General features: G+C 53.8%; 14 protein-coding genes. 5 read left to right on the plus strand and 9 right to left on the minus strand.

Going from position 1 to position 20,550, the window contains the following annotated elements; all coding sequences use genetic code 11:
• Positions 1–17: 17 nt before the first annotated feature.
• A complete protein-coding gene (locus GOV91_RS20720; RefSeq protein WP_171236842.1) occupies positions 18–1,055 on the plus strand; it encodes an extracellular solute-binding protein in 1,038 nt (345 codons plus the stop codon).
• A 73-nt stretch (positions 1,056–1,128) separates the two neighbouring features.
• Here GOV91_RS20720 and argE read toward each other — a convergent pair whose 3' ends face one another.
• The 7 genes from argE to GOV91_RS20755 all read right to left on the minus strand — a co-directional run bounded on the left by argE (position 1,129) and on the right by GOV91_RS20755 (position 8,458).
• A complete protein-coding gene (argE, locus tag GOV91_RS20725) occupies positions 1,129–2,277 on the minus strand; it encodes an acetylornithine deacetylase (RefSeq protein ID WP_171236843.1) in 1,149 nt (382 codons plus the stop codon).
• A gap of 127 nt (positions 2,278–2,404) precedes the next feature.
• Complete coding sequence (locus tag GOV91_RS20730) at positions 2,405–3,358, minus strand: LysR substrate-binding domain-containing protein (RefSeq protein WP_171236844.1); 954 nt, start codon at positions 3,356–3,358, stop codon at positions 2,405–2,407.
• 25 nt (positions 3,359–3,383) lie between these two features.
• Positions 3,384–4,880, minus strand: a complete 1,497-nt coding sequence (locus tag GOV91_RS20735) for an aldehyde dehydrogenase (RefSeq protein ID WP_171236845.1) — start codon at positions 4,878–4,880, stop codon at positions 3,384–3,386.
• A 15-nt stretch (positions 4,881–4,895) separates the two neighbouring features.
• Entirely contained in the window at positions 4,896–5,570 is a 675-nt protein-coding gene (locus tag GOV91_RS20740) for a DUF1028 domain-containing protein (RefSeq protein ID WP_171236846.1), read from the minus strand.
• 90 nt (positions 5,571–5,660) lie between these two features.
• Complete coding sequence (locus GOV91_RS20745) at positions 5,661–6,077, minus strand: RidA family protein (RefSeq protein WP_170330089.1); 417 nt, start codon at positions 6,075–6,077, stop codon at positions 5,661–5,663.
• A 17-nt stretch (positions 6,078–6,094) separates the two neighbouring features.
• Positions 6,095–7,375 (minus strand): NAD(P)/FAD-dependent oxidoreductase, encoded by a 1,281-nt coding sequence (locus tag GOV91_RS20750; protein ID WP_171236847.1) that lies wholly within the window; start codon positions 7,373–7,375, stop codon positions 6,095–6,097.
• 255 nt (positions 7,376–7,630) lie between these two features.
• Positions 7,631–8,458, minus strand: a complete 828-nt coding sequence (locus tag GOV91_RS20755; RefSeq protein WP_171236848.1) for a helix-turn-helix transcriptional regulator — start codon at positions 8,456–8,458, stop codon at positions 7,631–7,633.
• Between the two features lie 153 nt (positions 8,459–8,611).
• On the opposite strand from GOV91_RS20755, the gene GOV91_RS20760 reads away from it, so the two are divergent.
• Positions 8,612–9,964 (plus strand): aminotransferase class III-fold pyridoxal phosphate-dependent enzyme, encoded by a 1,353-nt coding sequence (locus tag GOV91_RS20760; RefSeq protein WP_171236849.1) that lies wholly within the window; start codon positions 8,612–8,614, stop codon positions 9,962–9,964.
• Between the two features lie 60 nt (positions 9,965–10,024).
• Positions 10,025–12,094 (plus strand): FAD-dependent oxidoreductase, encoded by a 2,070-nt coding sequence (locus GOV91_RS20765; RefSeq protein ID WP_171236850.1) that lies wholly within the window; start codon positions 10,025–10,027, stop codon positions 12,092–12,094.
• A 451-nt stretch (positions 12,095–12,545) separates the two neighbouring features.
• Here GOV91_RS20765 and GOV91_RS20770 read toward each other — a convergent pair whose 3' ends face one another.
• Positions 12,546–13,253 (minus strand): Crp/Fnr family transcriptional regulator, encoded by a 708-nt coding sequence (locus tag GOV91_RS20770; protein WP_171236851.1) that lies wholly within the window; start codon positions 13,251–13,253, stop codon positions 12,546–12,548.
• 204 nt (positions 13,254–13,457) lie between these two features.
• Between GOV91_RS20770 and GOV91_RS20775 the strand changes: the two genes are divergently transcribed.
• Both GOV91_RS20775 and GOV91_RS20780 read left to right on the plus strand, forming a co-directional pair.
• A complete protein-coding gene (locus GOV91_RS20775; protein WP_171236852.1) occupies positions 13,458–15,560 on the plus strand; it encodes an alkyl/aryl-sulfatase in 2,103 nt (700 codons plus the stop codon).
• A 380-nt stretch (positions 15,561–15,940) separates the two neighbouring features.
• Entirely contained in the window at positions 15,941–17,644 is a 1,704-nt protein-coding gene (locus GOV91_RS20780) for an adenylate/guanylate cyclase domain-containing protein (RefSeq protein WP_171236853.1), read from the plus strand.
• Between the two features lie 1,521 nt (positions 17,645–19,165).
• Here GOV91_RS20780 and GOV91_RS20785 read toward each other — a convergent pair.
• Entirely contained in the window at positions 19,166–20,329 is a 1,164-nt protein-coding gene (locus tag GOV91_RS20785; RefSeq protein WP_171236854.1) for a M20 aminoacylase family protein, read from the minus strand.
• Between the last annotated feature and the right edge of the window lie 221 nt (positions 20,330–20,550).

The following is a 20,550-nucleotide window of genomic DNA, read 5'->3' on the forward strand; positions in this document are numbered from 1 at the left end:
AACAAATGGAGAGACACATGAAACATATGATGAAAAACGGGGTCACTGCCCTTGCTTTGGCAATAGGCGCAAACGCTGCAGCAGCCGAAGGTGAACTGGTTCTGTACCACTGGTTCGAGTACATGCCGCAAGAGCTGCTGGACAAGTTCACCGAAGAAACCGGCATCACTGTCACTATGGACACTTACGACTCGAACGAGGCGATGCTGGCATCGCTCAAGGCAGGCGGCATCGGTACCTACGATGTGTCCGTGCCGGGCGACTACATGGTTTCGATCATGGCCGGCGAAGGCATGCTGGACACCATCGCCGACGGTGAGTTGAAGAATAAAGGCAACATCGCGCCCGAATGGGCCGATCCCGGTTTTGATCCCGGTCGCCAATCCTCGATCCCGTATCAGTGGGGCTCGACCAGCTTTGCGGTTAGCCGCGATGCTTATGAAGGCGACATTCAAACCACAGACATTCTGTTCAACCCTCCGGCCGAGCTGCAGGGCCGTATCAACATGCTGGACAGCCAAGGCGAAGTCATGGCGATGGCCGCGCTGCACATGGGTATCCCGCAGTGTTCCACAGACCGCGAGCAACTAAAGGCGCTGAACGCCATGCTGCAAGAAGCGAAGCAGCACTGGGCATCGTTCAATTCGGATACGGCGAAAGAAGTTCTGGTTTCCGGTGACGCAGCTGTAGGCCAGATCTATGACGGATTCTCGGCCAAGGCGCGCGAGGAAGGCGCAAATGTGGAATACGCTTTTCCGACGCAGGGCTACATCGCGTGGATGGACAATGTCGTTCTGCTGAAAGACGCTCCCAACCGCGAAAACGCGCTAATCTTCATGGATTTCCTGTTGGAACCTGAAAACATCGCAGCCGTGTCCAACTTTGCACAGTACAACGCTGGTGTGAACGGTGTTAGCGAGTTCCTTGATCCGGCATTGGCTGAACAGCCCGAAAAGAACCCCCATGCCAATGCAGGCCAAGGTGTGTTCATCGAAGTCTGTGATGAGGAAACCCAGGCGGTCTATGACCAGATCTGGACCAACCTGAAGAAATAAGTCAGACCATATTCCTAACGCGAAAGCCCTCGGTTCTTCCGGGGGCTTTTTTGGTTTCCATACCGGGTTATTTTTAGCGGCTGATGTCTTCGAGGATACGATCCATCATCGCGTCGCACGCGTTTAATTGATCAATTTCAAGATATTCATCCGGCTTGTGCCCTTGGCGCTCCATGGAACCGGGTCCGCAGACAACGGTTGGAATACCCAACTCGCTGAAAAACCCGGCCTCGGTGCCAAACGCGACCTTGGTGGTGACGTTGCTTTGGGCAAGTTTCTGGGCGTAAGAGATGACGCCCTCGGTCTCAACAACATCCAGTCCGGGATAGGCGTTGTATTGTTCGACCTCTATGCGCGCTTCTTGGCAAAGAGATTGATACCGGGCCGCTACCCTGACCGCGGCGTCTTGAATCTGTGAAAGGATATCTTTGCCATGGTCCGAGGCAAGATGACGGTATTCGAAGGTCAACTCAGCTCGGTCCGGAACAATGTTCAGCGCTTTGCCCCCCGAAAGCAAACCCACATGGAAGGTCGTATAGGGCACTGAATAGGCCGGATCGCTGTTTCCACTCTTAGCATAGACGTCTTGTAGTACCCGCAACTCGGCTACAAAATCGGTTGCAAGGTGCAGCGCATTGACGAATTTAGGGGCCAGCGCGGAATGCCCGCTTTGACCGTGGCAAACAGCGCGCAGCGCAGCTTTGCCTTTGTGCCCGATAGCGACCTGCATTTCAGTCGGTTCGCCAACGAAGCACGCACGGGGTTGGCCCAGCATTGGGGCAAGCCGATCCAGCATGTGTTGAATGCCCACGCACCCAACTTCCTCGTCATAAGACAGCGCGATCTTGAGTGGCTCTCGCAGGTCAGCCCCGGCCGTCCGATCTGCCAACGCCATGACTGACGCCACATAGCCCTTCATATCTGTGGTACCACGACCGTAGACACGGTTTCCTTCGCGCGTTAGGCGAAACGGGTCCTTGGTCCAGCTTTGGCCTTCGACTGGGACGACATCAGTATGGGCCGAAAGCAGAACCCCATCTCCCGCGGGGCCTTTTTCCGCATATAGCCCCGTTTTATCGCCACCGGGATCGGTTATGCGATGAACTGCAAAACCGCGGGCTTCCAGAAATTCTTCGACATAAGCGGCAAGTTCAAGGTTCGAGTTCTTGCTGACCGTATCGAAGCCAACCAGCTTTTCGAGAATACCCAGTGTAGACGTCATGCGAATTGAACCTGTTTTTCGAGTTGCCGACCGGTTTGACCCCAACTGTGTCGGGGATTTAAGCAAAGCCTATACAACGGACAGAATACTTAAATCTGGGAATGACGAAGCAGAGGTTAGGAGATTTCTAAGAACTAGAAATCACTCCCTCCCCTGAGGAATGCAAACCCGGAAGCGTTCCCGATTTCACGGCGCGGGCGCAGTGCTCGACAAAGGTTTTTAGAGTGTTTGTCTCGTTTTCAGCTTTTGCTCGCAACAGACCAAGACGCAATGGGCGCAACTCCCCGGCCAAAGAAACATAAGCCAGTTTTTTCCCATCTGGTGATAAGGTGTTATGAGGGCGAATATTCGCAATGGAGAACCCGAAACCATTGGCAACCAATGATCGCATCACCGACATGTCCGCAGTGCGTTCCGCGATGTTGGGTTTGATATTTGCCTCTCGGAAGAACGACAGGAAGTATTCACCACTGAATGGAAGGTCCAGCAGAACCATGGGGCTGTCCTGAAGGTCTGAAATCGTCAATTCGGTACGGCCGGCCAATGTGTGATCTTCCCCAAGAACCACGTAAGGCGGCAGTTCGTGCAAGGGCTGGAATTCAAGATCGGCCGGGATATCCAGATCATAAGTCAGTGCGATGTCCAGTTCAGCGCGACGTAGTTGGCTGAAGATATCAGCCTGATTCAACTCACGTTGTTCGATCCTTACATCGGGGTAGTTTTGTTCAAAATCTCGCCGTATCCCCGGCAGAATGAACTGAGCAAATGTAGCAAGACAACCGACGGACAGAATGCCCTGAACCTTACCTGTGATTTCCCCGGCGAGCGTTGCCAGAAGGTCAGCTTCACGTAGAACAAACTCCGTTCGTTCCATGATCCTGTGTCCAGCCTTCGTCAGCGAAAGCCCCCGCGCATGTTCGCGTACAAACAACGTGACTCCGAATTCGACCTCAAGCTGGGTTATCGCCGCCGAGATCGACGGCGACGACACGTTCAGTTTGTCGCTGGCCGCAGCGATGCTGCCCGCCTTTCCGACCGCAACAAAATACTCAAGCTGTCGCAGCGTGTATCTGAAAGGCAATGGCACATCTCCGCTTGGCCGTGGATTAAGCCTTGTACTTGATCCAAGTGGTCTTCAAAGCAGTATACTTTTCAAGCGAGTGCAAAGACAAATCACGTCCAAAACCTGACTGCTTCATACCGCCAAACGGAGTCATTGCGGACAATGCGTCGACCGTGTTAACCGACACGGTCCCCGCCATCAGCTTGTTAGACACCCGGCAAGCCCGGGACAGGTTGTCGGTCCACACCGACGCGGCCAACCCATATATCGAGTCATTTGCCATCGCCACCGCCTGCTCTTCGGTGTCAAACGGGATCACTGACAAAACGGGACCGAAAATCTCATCCCGAGCCAATGGATTGTCGTGGGCCACGTCGTCAAAGATTGTTGGCTGAACAAAACAGCCTTTGCCCTCGACGGTGACACGTTCACCGCCTGTCACCAGATTGGCTGTCTTCTTGCCCTCTTCAACAAAGCGCATGATGCCCTGTGTTTGCTTTTCATCAACGATTGCACCCATTTTCGAGGTTGGATCCAGTGGGTCACCCGGTTGCATCGCCTGCGCGCGGACAATCAATTTCTCGACAAACGCGTCCTTGATCGAGCGTTCCACATAGAGCCGAGAATTCGCCGAGCACACTTCGCCCTGATTGAAAAAGATGCCAAAGGCCGCCATGTCGGCAGCGGTATCCAAATCCTCGCAATCGGCAAAGACAAGATTGGGGCTTTTGCCCCCGGTTTCCGGCCAGACCTGTTTCAGGTTTGACTGGCCAGAATACTGCATGAACATCTTGCCGATTGCTGTTGACCCGGTGAAGGCCAGGCAGTCGACATCCATATGCAAGCCAAGCGCCTTACCCGCAGTTACTCCAAAACCTGGAACAACGTTGAATACGCCATCAGGAACGCCGGCTTCAGCCGCCAGTTCCGCCAAACGCAATGCTGACAAAGGTGATTGTTCAGCCGGTTTGAGCACAACCGAGTTTCCTGCGGCCAGCGCGGCGGCGGCTTTCCACGTCGCCATATCAAGCGGGAAGTTCCAAGGGGTTACTGCACCAACCACACCCAATGGCACGCGACTGACCAACGCCAGATCGCCGGGACCGGTTGGAGCTACCTCATCATAGACCTTATCAATTGCCTCGGCATACCACTGGAAGAAGTGAGCTGAGCCCGGCGCGTCGATAGTCACGGCATCCGTCACCAGCTTACCCATATCAAGGCTGTCCAGCAGCGCCATCTCTTCGAGATTTTCCCGGATCAAATCGGCCAGCTTCAGCATCACCGCCTTGCGATCACCTGGAGCCATTCGCGACCAGCGACCATCCTCAAAGGCAGCACGACCTGCGGAAACGGCACGATTGACATCTTCTTCGTCACATTCGGCGACCGGGGTCAGAACCGCGCCAGTGGCCGGATTAATACTGTCAAAGGTCTTACCTGATGCAGCATCGGTAAATTTACCGTCGATAAAGGCTTGTCCCCGGAACGTCAGGCTGGCCGCACGGCTTTTCCAATCCTCGTGGGTATTGTCCAACATTATGTGTCTCCCTGATTATTCGTCGCCCGGAACGCCGTAAGACGGTGCTTCACGCGGGTCGAGCGCGCGTTGGGTGTAGGCGTCAAGTTGCGGTTTGTAGATATTCCAGGCGGTTGCAATGGCCTCGATGGGGCAATCCTCGGTCCAGTCGCAGCGAAGATCGGCGACGGGCCAGCTAACCTTGTCAACGATCTTCATACCGGCCGAATGCACCGGGCCTGCTTCGCCACCGGCGGCTAAACCGGCCCGCATTGCGGCGATCAAGCGGTCCCCGATATGCCCGGAGGACGACAGGAACCCATCGACGATAGCTTGAGGAATGCCCTCGTTGTCCAGAAGGTTTCCGCCCGACGCGACATTCTCAGCCTGCGCCTGCGTCCAGATACCAAGGCTGTTGGGGCCGGAATGGATCGCCGTGCGACCTTGATCATCCACAGCCAGAACCTGTCGGTATTCGACGAACTTTGCCTGCGCTTTCATGGCGTCGATCGCCTGAGGCGCTGTCTTGCCTTGCTCCAACAAATCCAGCGTAAGCGGACCGAGGCTGGGGTCTGTAACGTTCTGTGACGCAACCGCACCAACACCTGCCCGGGCAAAGGAACAGCGCGCGGCCACGGCGGGTGATGATGACGAAATCGCCAAACCAAACATGCCGGTATCAGCGCAGCGGGCGACCAATGAAAAAGTCATTCGGTTCTCCTGAAAAAAGAAAGTCCGGATCGCGCCTTCTTTTGGGGAGAACAACTGGCGCGGTCCGGTCAAATTGATTGATCAGGTGGATCAATCGGGAATAACGGCGGTTCCGTCGATTTCAACCAACCAGTCGGGGCGCGCCAGTGCCTGTACCACCAGCCCTGTCGAAACAGGGTGAACACCTTTGATGTATTCACCCATGGTCCGATATACAGCCTCACGGTGGCGTACATCGGTAATGTAGACGACCACCTTGACCAGATGCTCCATCGAGCCGCCGGCCTCTTCGATCAATTGTTTGATGTTCTGCATAACTTTGTGGGTCTGTTCGACCGGATCATGACTATCGATATTGACCGCATCATCCAGGTTTTGCGGGCATTGGCCGCGCAGATATACTGTCTTACCGCCCTGTGTCACAACGGCCTGACATAGATCGTTGTCCAGGTTTTGCTCGGGGTAGGTTTCTTTGGTGTTGAATTTGCGAATGCGTGTATGCGCCATTTCGAAGTCCTGACTGCTTATTCTGCTGCGGCGGGTGCGACGATGGCCGCTTCACCGTCATATTTGGCATATGCTCGTTGAATTGCGATCTGATCAGCGATGTATTTCGCATCGTGCCAGACGCCCCAAATAAAGGTCGAACCGCGCCGTGACTGCCAAGGCAGGCCCAGAAAATAAATGTCGGGTTCAACCGAAACACCACGCTGGTGAATCGGCGCGCCCTGGGCATCAAAGGCATCTGCCTTGATCCAACTGAAATCCTGCCGGAAACCCGTCGCCCAGATTATTGTTGTGATGCCTTCCTTCGCAAAGTCGACCGATGTCAGGGGGTTGGTTAGGCTGTCAGGATCAGCAAACCGCTCACGCGCCTCGGGCTCTTCGGGTAGATCAATACCAGTGCGCTCGATATAGGCGTCTGCCAAATCCAGCATTTCAAGGTAGTTGGCATCACCTGCTGCGACATTGCGTTGTAGATCATCGGCAAAGCTGAGAACGCCGTTTTCGAAACTCTTGGTCATGCCGGTAAGGGTCACACCTTCATTCCCCAGACGGCGGAAATCCATTGTGTGCCCGCCATGTGCACCGCTGACCGAGATCGTAACATGTTCAGTTCCCGGTTTTTGCGCGGCGATGTCCCAGAGACCCAGAACGCCCAACCACCAAACGTTGTCGCGGGTGCGATAACGGCGCGGGGGCCGGTCATGAGGGCCAACAGACAGGAAAACCTTGCGACCGGCGCGGTTTAACTCATCCGCAATCTGTGCGCCGGACGAGCCAGCGCCCACAACCATGACTGCGCCTTCGGCCAGTTGCTCGGGGTTCTTGTAGTAAAAGGAATGAAGTTGCTCGACGCCAGCCGTTTCCGGCACGATGGGCGGAATAACCGGATGCTGGAAAGCGCCTGTAGCGGCGACAATACGCTTGGCATGTATTTCGCCGGCGGTCGTCTCAACACGGAACCCACCTTTGCCGGGCAAACGCTCGGCTTTCAGCGCCTCAACACCCTCGCGGATTGGTGCGTTCACCATTTCTGCATATTCGACGAGGTATTCGGCAACACGGTCCTTGGGCACAAACGCATCCGGATCATCCCCATTGAACTGGAGGCTGGGAAAACGATCGTGCCAGCACGGGCCGTTTGCGACCAAAGCATCCCAACGACCAGTGCGCCACGCCTCGGCGGTGCGGTTCTTTTCCAAAATGATATGGGGCACATCGTTGTTTCCAAGGTGCTCGCTCAGCGCGATACCCGCCTGCCCGCCTCCAACAACCAGCGTATCCGTTTTCTCAATGGACATATGTCGGTTCCCTATTTCTGCGTCACGTTTTGACCTGAGAAGGCCGTTGTCTTTGTGCATCTTGTGCTGTCTGTACGGACGAACGACCGCAACGGGCCGGAGGCCTTGTATTTTCAGAACTAAAGACGCCAGAGCAGAACCTTGGCGCACCGTTTCCTGTGCCGCTCCAGCACGTTTTGCACGTTTCCGGGCTAAGCTTTCACAAGTTGGGAAAAGGCGAAATTACTGTCTAACTTACTCTTAATTAGGCTTTGACTAACCCGTCGGTAATTGCCCTTGTTTCCCAGTCTGTTGTCCGCTTTCCGAAAGAAACGGTGCGATCAAATGGTAGAGTTCGCCTTGTGAAGAGATATGGCATTTGCGGTAGAGTTGCTTGCGCAGAACCTTGACGGTTTGAGGGCTGATACCCAATGTCAGGCCAATAGAAATCGACGAATGACCCTGCAGGATCAATAACGCCACCTGTGCCTGTCTTGGACTCAATCCGATGCCGCTTTCATCAAGCAATCGCTGACGCAGTTGCGCAACGACATCTTCAGGCTTTGTTTCACTCGAGGGTTTTAGGTCAGACCAGTTCCTCCTGATCAGCGCATTGACAACCGGCGCCACACTCTTGGCCGCGTTGAAATCCTTGCTGGAAAAACGCGATGCGGTGGTTGCATCCCGACCGAGACACACAGTGATCGAACTTACGGGGCTGAGACCTGCGAAAAAGGCCAGCTCATCCGTTAGCGTCGTATTTGTGTAATAGGATTTGAAGTATTCGTTCCGTTGAAACTGATCGGGTGCAATATCGGTCAATCTGTAAAGACCGTCAGCCGCACGGCTTTGATGCAGACCATAAAATGGATCCAACAGATAAGCGCCTTTGACATAGTGACTATCGATCCGCTCAAAAACGCGGCTGTCTCGCGCATGAGTCATTAGGACTTGGGGACTGCTGTGCTGAAAGAAGGCAATGATTGCGAAATTGTCAAAAGAACAAGTTGATTTTAGCCACGTGTAAAGCGCGTCGCCGAAACACTCCGATCCGACCGCCAGTATTGCGGCTGACAGAGCGTCTGGTGCTTGAATGGTCGACATTTCTAATACCCCCCTGGGGGTATATACCCCTTAAATCAGACAAAGTAACCTTCCCTGCAGAATAGGGTGGTATGCAATCGCCAATACGATCGTGGTTTCTAAGAGGCCTCGCCGGATCAGCAAAATTGCATCGAAAAAACAAAGAGGTTGGTCATGGCCAAAGATACGCTCGACATTCTTGCGCAGGACGAACACCTGATTCAGTCCTTCGCCGATCTGAACGCGTTGAAGCAGCAAGGCGCACGTACAGTGATCTCACGCGCAAAGGGCGCATTTGTTTACGACAGCGATGGCAATGAACTGATTGATGGCATCGGTGGCCTTTGGTGTGTCAACATCGGCCACGGCAATGAGGAAATGATTGAGGCGATCTCGGATCAGCTCAAAACACTGGACTATTATTCGACTTTCTACAATTTCACCCACCCGGCTGCGGCAGCACTTGCCAAGAAGATCGCACAACTTGCGCCGGGTCATTTGAACGCCGTGTATTTTGGCAATTCCGGCTCGGTCGCCAATGACAGCGCCATCCGGATGCTGCATCACTACAATATCCGCAAAGGGAGGCCCGAAAAGAAACTGGTTCTCTCGCGGCATGGGGCCTATCACGGCTCGACCCATCTGGCGATGGCGATGACCACGCCCGGCTATTCTGAAGGCTGGCACGCGGCCAGTGAACTTGTGCATCATCTGCACTCGCCCCATTACTGGCGCGAAGGCGGTGAGATGACCGAGGCCGAGTTCCTCGACGCCCTCATCGACGATCTGAAACAGAACATCGAGCGCATCGGCGCAGAAAACATTTGTGCCTTCATTGCAGAACCGATCCAAGGCGCGGGCGGTGTTGTGACCGCGCCAGCTGGCTATCATAAACGCGCGTGGGAGGTCTGTCAGGCCAACGACATTAAGTACGTTGCCGATGAGGTCGTAACCGCCTTTGGGCGTCTCGGACACTTCTTTGCATCCGAAGATGTTTTTGACATGGTGCCCGACATCATAACCACGGCCAAAGGTCTGACATCTGGCTATCAGCCGCTGTCTGCCACGATCGTTTCCGACGATATTCACGAGGTCATCTCAGGCCCCGACGGTATGTTCCTGCACGGTATGACCTATTCCGGCCACCCAGCGGCTGCAGCGGCAGGTCTTACCAATATAGCAATCATGGAGCGGGAGGGCATTCCCGAGCGTGTGCAGACGACCGGGAAGCAGTTTGAAAACAACCTGCGTGGCCTGACCGATATCGAAATGGTGGGTGAAGTGCGCGGAAGCCACTTCATGATGGGGATCGAATTCGTGAAGGATCGCGCCACAAAGGAAAGCCATCCGGCAGAAGCGCAGGTGGGCCTGAAAGTCGCGCGCGCTTGTCAGAAGCGCGGCCTCATAGCTCGCCCCCTCGGTAACGTTCTGATCCTGTCTCCGACACTGATCATGGACGAACCGATGATTGATCGTATTGAAGTCATCCTGCGCGACGCCATCACCGAAGTCGCCGCCGGTCTGTAATTCCTTATTCGGGGCGGCATAGCCCCATCTAACACATCAGCCAGCCACAAGGAGCCAGCTATGCGCGATCCACGCTATGACATTCTGTTCGAACCGATGAAGATCGGCCCCCTAACGGCCAAGAACCGGTTCTATCAGGTGCCTCACTGCAACGGCGGCGGATATCGCGACCCGTCTGCGGCAGCCGCAATGCGAGGTATCAAGGCCGAAGGTGGCTGGGGCGTCATATTTACCGAACAGTGCGAGATGCACCACACGTCTGAGATTACTCCGTTCATCGAACTCCGCCTGTGGGAAGACAAAGACATCCCCCAATTGCGCAAGATGTCCGAGCGGATGAAGACCCATGGCGCGCTGGCCGGCATTCAGCTTGCCTATTCCGGCATCAACGGACCTAATCTATACACCAAAGAAGTCCCACTGGCCCCTTCGGCCATGCCGATCCGTACCTTTACCAATGATCCGGTTCAGGCGCGTGCCTTGGACAAGCAGGACATCAAGGACTTGCGCCGTTGGTTCGTGAATGCAGCTAAACGCTCGAAAGAAGCAGGTTTTGACCTGATCTGTCTGTATGGCGCGCATGGATTTGGTATTTTCCAGCACTTCCTCAGCCGGGCGACCAACCAACGCAGCGACGAATATGGTGGGTCTTTGGAGAACCGTGCCCGGTTCAGTCAGGAAGTCATCGCCGATATGCGTGATGCCGTGGGTGATACGATGGCGATCACGCTTCGTGTCTCGTTGGACGAAACCATTGGGGATCTGGGTTTCTCGAACGCCGAGGTGCGCGACTACATCGAAATGAACAAAGACCTGCCCGACCTTTGGGATTTGGCTCAGGGCACGTGGGAGGATTGTTCCGGCCCTTCGCGGTTCAAGGAAGAGGCTGCACAGGAACAACTGGTGCGTGGCATTCATGAGTTGACCGACAAGCCCATCGTTGGGGTTGGACGCTTCACCTCACCCGATGTGATGGCCAAGATGATCAAGTCCGGAACGCTGGACTTCATCGGCTGCGCGCGTCCCTCAATCGCTGATCCGTTTTTGCCAAAAAAGATCGAAGAAGGTCGGATCGAAGACATCCGCGAATGCATCGGCTGCAACATCTGCATCACTGGCGATATGACCATGTCGATCAGCCGTTGTACCCAGAACCCGACATTTATGGAAGAATGGCGCAAAGGCTGGCATCCAGAGAAGATGAACGAAAAGGGCGAAAGCTCAAACGTGCTGGTCGTAGGTTCTGGCCCCGCGGGGCTTGAGGCCGCCTGGGCGCTTTGTCGTCGGGGATACGATGTCGCGGTGGCCGAGGCGCGCGATGTGATCGGCGGGCGCGTGGCCCGCGAACGCCTGCTGCCGGGACTGTCGGCCTGGGGTCGTGTCGTGGACTATCGCGACTACCAGCTGAGCCAACGTCCGAACGTGGAAATCTATCGCGAAAGTGAGTTGGATGCCGAGAGCATTCTGGAGTTCGGCTTTGAAAACGTCTGCATCGCCACTGGGTCTACATGGCGCAACGACGGGGTCTCGCGTCAGCATGTTGTTCCAATGCCGATAGCAGAAGGTGCCAAGGTTTACACACCGGATGATCTGATGGATGGCACAATCCCATCGGGCCGCGTAGTGGTCTATGACGATGACCACTATTACATGGGCGGCGTTCTGGCCGAACTGTTGGCCAAGAACGGTGCAAAAGTGACTCTGGTCACTCCGTCGGCATTTGTCAGTGACTGGACGAACAACACGCTTGAGCAAGTCGCCATCCATCCACGGCTGGTGGACGCAGGGGTCGAGATCGTGCTCAATCAAGGTGTCACCGAAATTCACTCGGATCACGTGGTCTCGAACTGCGTCTACACCGACCGAACCTGGAAGATTGAGACGGATGCCGTTGTGATGGTGGCGTCGCGCCTGGAAAACAACGCCGTATTTAATGACCTGAAATCTCGCGAGGTCGAATGGGCGGATGCAGGTATCAAGTCGGTCAAATTAATTGGTGACGCCAACGCACCGGGGCCGATCGCCTGGGCAACCTATGCCGGTCACCGTTATGCACGGGAGCTTGATGGCAGAGATTTAGGTGACGACCTACCATTTCGCCGCGAAATCACAGAGCTTGCGGTGGACTGAGGGCCGTCGGCGCGTAAAGGGCGGTCGTGAACTCATACTGCTGCCCTTCACATTTGAACAGTAACAGCCATCTGCGTAGCTTCAATTGATACATCCGTATTCGGAGCATTCAACGGTTCGATTTCTCCAGCCTGAGGCGAACTACTCCTTGTTTTTCTGCTTTTCTAAACAGCATATTGTCTTCTTTAGCTTGTGGCTATTGGCCGAACGCTGTTGCCACGAATGACCGTTCTCTGCAGGACGTTCTTTGTAACCTCGGTCGCAAAGTGCACAAAGCGGTTGTTCCACCGGATAATATTAACGGCAGCAAAGTCCGCATAGCGGACATTCATGCAAGCCGTAGCGAATGGCTGTTTCGAGCCCATTGTGCAAATTTCTGCGCCGAGCACCTATATCGGCAATGCGCAACAATTTTGACTTTGCCAGCCCTTGGCAGCACCGCTTCAGAAAGTTATTCACTTCCAAGCGTTTCGGCGATTTCTTGAAGCTTATGAAGGTTCTTCACGACAATCTTGCCGTAGTATGTGTCGATAATGCCCCGCCGTTTCATGTCGCGGAAAGCACGTTGTACGCTTGGAAGTGAGACGCCGACGGACGACGCAAAATCCGACTGGGAAATTGTAATTGAATCGTTTGCGTCCAAGCGATCATTTCTTGCTATCCAAGCTAGATGGCTCCACACAAGGTCTATACCACTGCCTGTCACTACTTCGGAGAGAACCGCTTGAATGTTTCGTCTGAGAGCGTTGTCATGCGCGATGACGTCTGAGTACCGCCGTGGGTCCTCATTCAAAAACTCGAGGAATTCCGACCGGGAAATGCTTAGGAGGAGCGTGGGTAGGCGCGCGATGGCCGTCCCCACCGCGGGTTCTCTCGTGATGACGTCCGCAAAACTGTACCATTTGCTCTGCTGCCCCGAAGGATAGGACAACTCTTCTCCGTTTGGCGCTAGGATCTGAACGTCTATTTGCCCTTTGATCAGCCCGTGGACATGCGTTGGCACCTTGCCCCTTGCATACAAAAGCTGTCCGGCCTCCAAAGACTTTGCTGACCCTATCTCCAACAATGACTCCTGGAACGCCAAGCTTCTGGTGCTGAGCCAGCCGGAGCTTTGCAAAATGTGTTTCTGTTCCGCTGTCAATCGACCTGACTTGGTCATCTGATTTGCTCCAATCCCCTGCACTCGATAGATTGCGGGTACCGAGGCAACTTTTTTCTAATTTGATCTGGTGACGAAGTCTACGAACGGTAGCCGCACTAAAATTCCTTCATCCAAGCACTGCGAAAACCAACTGCGAACACCAAGCGTCCTTGGCGACCTGAATTGGTTTCAACCGCAGTCACTTACAAAAGGAAGACAGACATGACCACACGAAGAGATGTCCTCAAAGCAATACCAACAATGGGAACGGCGTTTGCGGTATCTGGAGCCGCCCTTCTTGATGACGCTGTGGCACATGCGCAGGAGGCGGCCCCTCTCGAGGAACATTTTCATCCTGAAGGCAAAGCACCTTCCAAGTTTACTCTGGAAATTCTGGATGAAGCGCGCCGCAACTTGCCCTTTTCGGACACGCGGGACTTCGACGAACAAAAGCACGGCTTTATCGCAGAAATGCCAGATAAGAAAATCATGGCGGATGCCGGCCACGTTGCTTGGGACAAGGAAAGGTTCGACTTTCTGAACTCCGACACCGATTTCGACAGCATTCACCCTTCGATGCAACGAATATCGCGCCTGAACCAAAACTACGGCCTCTACGAGGTTATTCCGGGTATTTATCAGGTGCGCGGCTTTGATCTTTCCGACATCTCCTTTGTGCGTGGTAAAACTGGCTGGATCGTCATTGACCCATTGGTTTCTGCTGAACCCGCGCGTGCCGCTCTGGAATTGTTTCAAGAGCACGTGGGTGGGGGCTTGCCTGTCACGGCAGTGATCTACTCGCATTCTCATGGGGACCACTGGGGCGGCGTGCGTGGCGTGGTTGACGAAGTGGATGTGCGGGCGGGGAAGGTTGAGATCATTGCGCCCCGAGACTTCATGGAACACACGATCTCGGAAAACGTCTACGCAGGCACCGCAATGAACCGTCGCCTGTTCTATCAATATGGCCTGCTACTGCCAGCCAGTCCACACGGCTATGCCGGACAGGGTTTGGGCCAAGGAGTTTCTGCCGGGTTAGTCGGGTTGATCGCACCAACCAGGATCGTGGAAGATGACATCGAGGAATTCGAGGTCGACGGTGTGCGAATGATCTTCCAGAATACGCCAGGCACCGAAGCGCCATCCAACATGAACACCTATATCCCGGACATGAAAGCCTTGTGGATGGCAGAGAATGTCACGGCGACGCTGCACAACATCTACACGCTTCGCGGAGCACCTGTAAGAAACCCCTTAAGGTGGTCCAAATACATCTCGAGGGCACTGCACCTATATGGTGAAGAAGCTGAAGTGATGTTCTATTCGCACCACTGGCCGCGCTGGGGCAATGACCGCATTCAGGCGATCCTTCGGGACCAGCGAGACCTCTATGCTCACATGAACAACCAGGTTCTGCACTTCGTAAACAAGGGCGTGACGATCAATCAGATCCATAATGTCTACAAACTGCCGCAGAGCCTTCAGGACAAATGGCATTGTCGCGGGTATCACGGCTCACCAGAACACAACAGCCGTGGTGTAGTACAACGATATATAGGCTTTTGGGACTGTAATCCGGCAACTCTGATCCCGCTTTCCCCGGAAGACTCTGCGCCACTCTACGTCGAGATGATGGGTGGATCAGATACAATCATGGTCAGAGGTCGCGAACTGCATGATGAAGGAGAGTATCTGCTGGCCAGCGAAATCCTGAACAAACTGGTCCAGGCAGAACCCCGCAACCAGCTCGCAAAGAACCTGCTTGCGGACATCTATGAGCAGCTTGGCTATCAGCAGGAAAACCCCGGCCTGAGAAACTCTTTCCTATCAGGGGCGTTTGAATTGCGCTCGGGCATTCCTGAGGGGGACATTCCCGACACCTCCAGCCCGGATGTAATCCGAGCCATGTCGACCGAACTGTTCCTGAATTTCCTTGCGATCAAAATGGACAGCCGCAAGGTCGAAGGCCATGCGTTCACAATGAACCTCATAACACCCGATAACGGAGAAAAGTTCCTCGTTGACCTGCGCAATGCCACGCTAACGAATGTCGAGGGCTTCCAGTCAGAATCGCCAGACCTGACACTGACCATAAACCGTGGTGATCTGGAACTGACAATGGCTGGTGAGAAAACGCTCGACGCGCAATTGGCGGACGGAACTGCAAAGCTAGACGGCGACCCGACCATGCTGGGGGTCTTGGCGCAGGCGATGGTGGACTTCGATCCCTTCTTTGAGGTGCTGCCTGGCACGCGCGATCCGCAACACTCTGAACCGATTTCCGATGCCTTTGAGGCTGTGACTGGTATGCCTGCGATCGAATAAGCGAAGGAGGCGCCGACGCAATTGGCGCCTCTCATCTGCCCAGGCTTTTTACAATTGTCAGGTCCGCGACCATCAGGTCACAGTCTTTGTTCTTCATCGAACTGGCTTCACGCTAACGGTTGCTTAGGGTTGGAAGCGGCCGCTAACAACTTGAGATACGATGGCAGCTTTGTCCGCAGAACAGCCGTTCACGTCGAGTGCCGCGATGGTCCGGTTCGCGCCAAAGCAGTCTACAAGCTTTCGGATTCTTTGGTGCAGAAATCACATCGATTTTTGAAGAGTCTTTTCGAGATCCATCGCAGTACGTTTTCCCAACAACTGTATCACCAATAGATTTCTGCAATACGTTTCGTTAGCTTCAATTTCGAATGGGAGCGGAAATGGCGCGACGGCTAGCAGCAATACTTATAGCAGACGTGGTCGGATATTCCCGTTTGATGAACGAGAATGAAGCCAGTACTCTGGCAGCTTTGCAGGATCATTGGACTGAAATTTTCGATCCCATCGTCGCTTCTAGGCGAGGACGGATCGTAAAGAAGATGGGCGATGGTGCGCTTGTAGAGTTTTCCAGCGTAGTCGATGCCGTCGATGCAGCGCTTAGGATACAACAACAGAACCGAGAGGTGAACGGTAAGATAAGGCTTCGGATCGGAGTCAATCTTGGTGATATAGTTGTTGATGGCGATGACATTTTTGGTGACGGCGTGAACGTAGCGGCCCGGCTCGAAGCCTTGGCCGAGCCTGACGGAATATGTGTTTCGTCACTGGTGAACGAGAGTGTTGGAAATCGGATCGAAGCAAATTTCGTTGATGCCGGTCAGCACAACTTAAAGGGATTAGAGCGCCCGATCAGGGTGTTTCGCTGGCCCGCGAAGGGAGCGGTTCAGACAAATCAAGAAAAGCCGTCAATTGCGATCCTACCCTTTGAAAATATGTCGAGTGATCCTGAGGATGAGTATTTTTCCGAAGGTGTTGCGGACGACATCGCTACCGACTTATCCAAGATTTCGGGTCTTGTTGTTATTGCTCGCAATGCAACCCGAGAATACAAAAATCGCTCACAATCCGCTGTGGAGGCAGCACGCGAGCTAGGTGTTCGCTATGTTCTTGAAGGGACTGTACGCCGCGGAAGCGGTCGCGTACGTGTCAACGCCAGTTTGATAGACACAGATAATTCAATCCAGCTTTGGGCTGACCGTTTTGATGGAGATTTGGCAGAAGTTTTTGACTTTCAAGACCGTGTTGCCGAAAGCATTGTTGCCACACTGACTGTTGCTCTTACTCGAGCAGAACAAGAGCGCGCATTTCGTAAAGAAGTCAAAAGCTTGAAGGCCTATGACTATGTATTACAAGGCAACGCTTTTCACGCTCGCACCACGAAGATCGACAACCTAAAGGCAATTGAACTTTATTCTAGTGCCATCGAACAAGATCATGAATACGCGCCAGCACACGCAGGGCTCGCCTGGGCTTTAGTGCATGACGCCAATCAACGGTGGAGTTCTGATCCCAAAGCTTCCCTTGAATTGGCTTTGAAGCATGCAAAGCAAGCCGTGCGGTTAGATGCCAGCCTGGGCAAGGCCCATATGGTTCTAGGAGATGTGTATTGTTGGACAAAAAGGCACTCTCTCGCCGTCGCAGAAGGACGAAAAGCGGTAGAGTTAGAACCAAGTAATGCCGACGCGCACTTCGCATTGGGTTATTATCTCATTACGGCTGGCGCCAGCGAAGACGCGGTTAAAGAGGCGCAGCTCGCATTGCGGTATAATCCGGTATTCGCCATGGGTTTCTACTACGAAGTGTTGGGGACGGCACTGTATCTCACCAAGAGCTACGGTGCTGCTGTCGCAGCACTTGAAGAAGGACTGGGACGATATCCAGACCATGACGGTTTGCACCAGATTTTGGCAGCGGCTTATGCGAAACTGGATGATCTGGAAGCTGCTCAAATGCATTCCGGAGAGTATCTGAAACTACAACCAGAAGAGTCACTGACGAAAATCTGTGAAAGGCTTCCCTATAAAAATAAGAGTGATCTGGAGCACCTAATTGACGGTTTACGTCTAGCCGGCGTTCCAGAATAAATATCTAACTTCTCCATTCGATGTACAACTGGTTCGTCGGCGAAGCCGGAATTGCAAAGTAATGTTTTTAATGTCCGCTTCGGGCTGACTGCGGTCCTTTGGAGTAAAAATGCGGATGGCTGCAAAGTCCCGCTCAGCGGTCATAGCCCGAATTTTTCAAACGTCTTCGGTTTACAATAGCTGCGATTGAGGTTGGGGCGTTTTAAAAGGTCCTGACCCTATAACAATGGTAGGGGCTGGCTGAGGGGGTTCGGGCCAGCCCCTATCTTCATCACGAGGGGGTAAGTTGATAATGTGATCGCACACTACTCAATCGGCGCCTTGCCTAAAATTGGGGGATTCCCGTAATACGGCAAGCTCAGTCGAAATAGTCTGTTTCCAAAGTGCGAACAGTAAGTTTCAGAACGAGCCGTGGACACAACTTTGCCACAATGCGATCCTCTTCCCGTGGGCGGCACGTGAAGATTTTTGGGTGATCCGGTCTTTCTAGCCGGATTTTAAGGGGTTGTTGAGTTCGGCGTGTCGCCCCACGAGCTTTTCATTATCTGTTCGAAGATTGAATTGCGATTTTTGAATGTCAGAAGGCTACCGCACTTTTCATCCCATGGGCGCAATTTGAACAAACGGCAAATCTATCAGAGTGAGGCGGCGCGCCTTGATGGGGATTTACGATTTTAATGAGGGGGTACGAGTTCGGCGCGTCGCAGTTCTCGCAACAATGGGCTAGCGGCCAAATAACTCCTGCCTCTGCGCGGGGCTTTTTTGCGATAATGTCTCACAAATTCAATACACGGGTGATGGTGGGCATGCGTTTTGATTAAAACAGACGGTCGAGTTTTCGCTGATTAGCTTCATGCTCAAGCATGTGCCGCACAAGGTTTGGTCGATTTAACCATAGGATTTCTTACACCTTGTCCAGTAGACCGTTAGTCGATTGGGAGATTCCGCTTGCTATCTAAATCTGAACAGCAATCTGTTCGTCATTTAACCAAACCGCACTAACGGTCTAACCGGACGACTCAAATCGTGCCAATCAGCGCAGCGCGGAGCGAAATCCGACGTATTTGGAAAACTACGAACTGTAAGGACAAATTCTTACGCGGGAAGGTGCCGTTGACTAGGCGGATACTGCCTTTCCCGTTTGATCGAGCGCGAAGTGCAGAACCCTCTTCAACATTATCATTTGTTCATGCGAGGCATGGCTCTCTTTCTAACTGTGGCTACCCTCACAAAATTCGAAACCTTCTTGCCAGAAATCATGACCTATGCGTATTCGATCTGCCAATCCTTTGTGGAAGCGCAAGGCCCGCTACAAGCGGCGACTGCTGCCCGCAGCATAACCGCAATTTCGAGAAGATCTGCTGCCGATCGAAGCGGCACAGGGCCCAGGAATAGCCGCAAGAAAGAGCATGACTTAAGTGCAAAGTCATCTCTTCCTACTAACCAACCGACGGCAGACCATCTAACCAGGAAACAGGTTTCTTAGTACAGCGGTTGTCATATTGGGACAGCTACTCCTGATCAAATTGGCATTCTCCTCTCCGCCATCTCTGCGTACCATGTACTGCCTGCCGGGATTATGTCGTCGTTGAATTCGTAGGCCGGGTTGTGCAGTGCGGCGCTGTCACCATTGCCTATGAAGAGATAAGCCCCGGGCCGTTCGGCCAGCATTTCAGAGAAATCCTCGCCGGGCATGACCGGGTCGAATTCACGGATAACATCGCCGGAAACTGCCTGTGCCACCTTAGCAGCGCGCGCAGCGGCCTCTGGGTTGTTGATGGTGGGTGGCACGCGTGAAGTGTAATCTAGATGTGCTTTTGCACCGTTTGCCTGCGCCGTCAGTTCGGCAAGCTCGCATAGGCGTTTTTGCACGATCTCATGTACATCAGCATCGAAATAGCGCACCGTACCACGCAATTTTATCTCGTCCGGGATAACGTTGAAGGTATTGCTGTCACTGCGCAGTCCACAGGTGGAAACAACAACGGATTTTAGCGGGTCGATGTTGCGTGCCGCGATGGTCTGTAGCGCGGTAATCACCTGCGCAGCAGCCACCGTTGTATCCACCGCCATATGAGGTAGCGCCGCGTGGCCTCCCTTGCCTTTGATTGTGAGTTCGAAAAACGCAGTAGCGGCCATTTGCGGTCCGTCGCGCACTGCAAACTGACCAGCTGGAATGCCCGGCCAATTATGCATACCATAAACTTCCTGAATGCCCCAACGGTCCATCAATCCATCGTCAAGCATCGCGCGCGCGCCACCGCTACCTTCCTCCGCGGGCTGGAATATCAGCACTACGGTACCGTTGAAATTGCGCGTTTCGGCTAGGTATTTCGCAGCACCAAGCAGCATTGCAGTATGTCCGTCATGACCGCATGCGTGCATAACGCCAGGATTAGTCGAGGCGTACGATAAACCTGTGGTTTCCGGAATTGGCAATGCGTCCATGTCCGCTCGAAACCCAATCGCCTTGCCTGATGCCTGCGTTCGACCGTGAATCACGCCCACGACCCCGGTTCGGCCGACGCCAGAGACCACATCATTGCAGCCAAACTCTGTGAGCAATTTGACCACCTTTGCAGCAGTTCGATGTTCTTCGAACCGCAGTTCGGGATGAGCATGAATGTCCCGCCGCCATTCAGTGATCTCGGCATGCAGTTCGGCAAATCTGTTGCGGGCGGGCATGAGGTGCATCTCCTACTTCGTTCGGTCAGGACTATGGCTACAGGCCGGCACGCCCGCAACAAAATACGCCAAACTCGCCATCTGAGACTCCGCCTTATAGCAAGAGCAGCCTTCTGTTCTGTTCGCCTACACAGCTAGAGTTTCGAAGCCACGTAAACAACGGCATTGTCCGCAAAGCGGTCAATTGCCTTCGGTCTCACAAACGAAGCCTGATGTTACGC

It is taken from the genome of Ruegeria sp. HKCCA6837 (assembly GCF_013034475.1).
Classification (GTDB): Bacteria; Pseudomonadota; Alphaproteobacteria; order Rhodobacterales; family Rhodobacteraceae; genus Ruegeria.

Coding starts and splice junctions, on each gene's coding strand:
- GOV91_RS20720 (WP_171236842.1), top strand. CDS start 18: ATGAAACATATGATGAAAAACGGGGTCACTGCCCTTGCTTTGGCAATA.
- argE (WP_171236843.1), bottom strand. CDS start 2,277: ATGACGTCTACACTGGGTATTCTCGAAAAGCTGGTTGGCTTCGATACG.
- GOV91_RS20735 (WP_171236845.1), bottom strand. CDS start 4,880: ATGTTGGACAATACCCACGAGGATTGGAAAAGCCGTGCGGCCAGCCTG.
- GOV91_RS20740 (WP_171236846.1), bottom strand. CDS start 5,570: ATGACTTTTTCATTGGTCGCCCGCTGCGCTGATACCGGCATGTTTGGT.
- GOV91_RS20745 (WP_170330089.1), bottom strand. CDS start 6,077: ATGGCGCATACACGCATTCGCAAATTCAACACCAAAGAAACCTACCCC.
- GOV91_RS20750 (WP_171236847.1), bottom strand. CDS start 7,375: ATGTCCATTGAGAAAACGGATACGCTGGTTGTTGGAGGCGGGCAGGCG.
- GOV91_RS20755 (WP_171236848.1), bottom strand. CDS start 8,458: ATGTCGACCATTCAAGCACCAGACGCTCTGTCAGCCGCAATACTGGCG.
- GOV91_RS20760 (WP_171236849.1), top strand. CDS start 8,612: ATGGCCAAAGATACGCTCGACATTCTTGCGCAGGACGAACACCTGATT.
- GOV91_RS20765 (WP_171236850.1), top strand. CDS start 10,025: ATGCGCGATCCACGCTATGACATTCTGTTCGAACCGATGAAGATCGGC.
- GOV91_RS20770 (WP_171236851.1), bottom strand. CDS start 13,253: ATGACCAAGTCAGGTCGATTGACAGCGGAACAGAAACACATTTTGCAA.
- GOV91_RS20775 (WP_171236852.1), top strand. CDS start 13,458: ATGACCACACGAAGAGATGTCCTCAAAGCAATACCAACAATGGGAACG.
- GOV91_RS20780 (WP_171236853.1), top strand. CDS start 15,941: ATGGCGCGACGGCTAGCAGCAATACTTATAGCAGACGTGGTCGGATAT.
- GOV91_RS20785 (WP_171236854.1), bottom strand. CDS start 20,329: ATGCCCGCCCGCAACAGATTTGCCGAACTGCATGCCGAGATCACTGAA.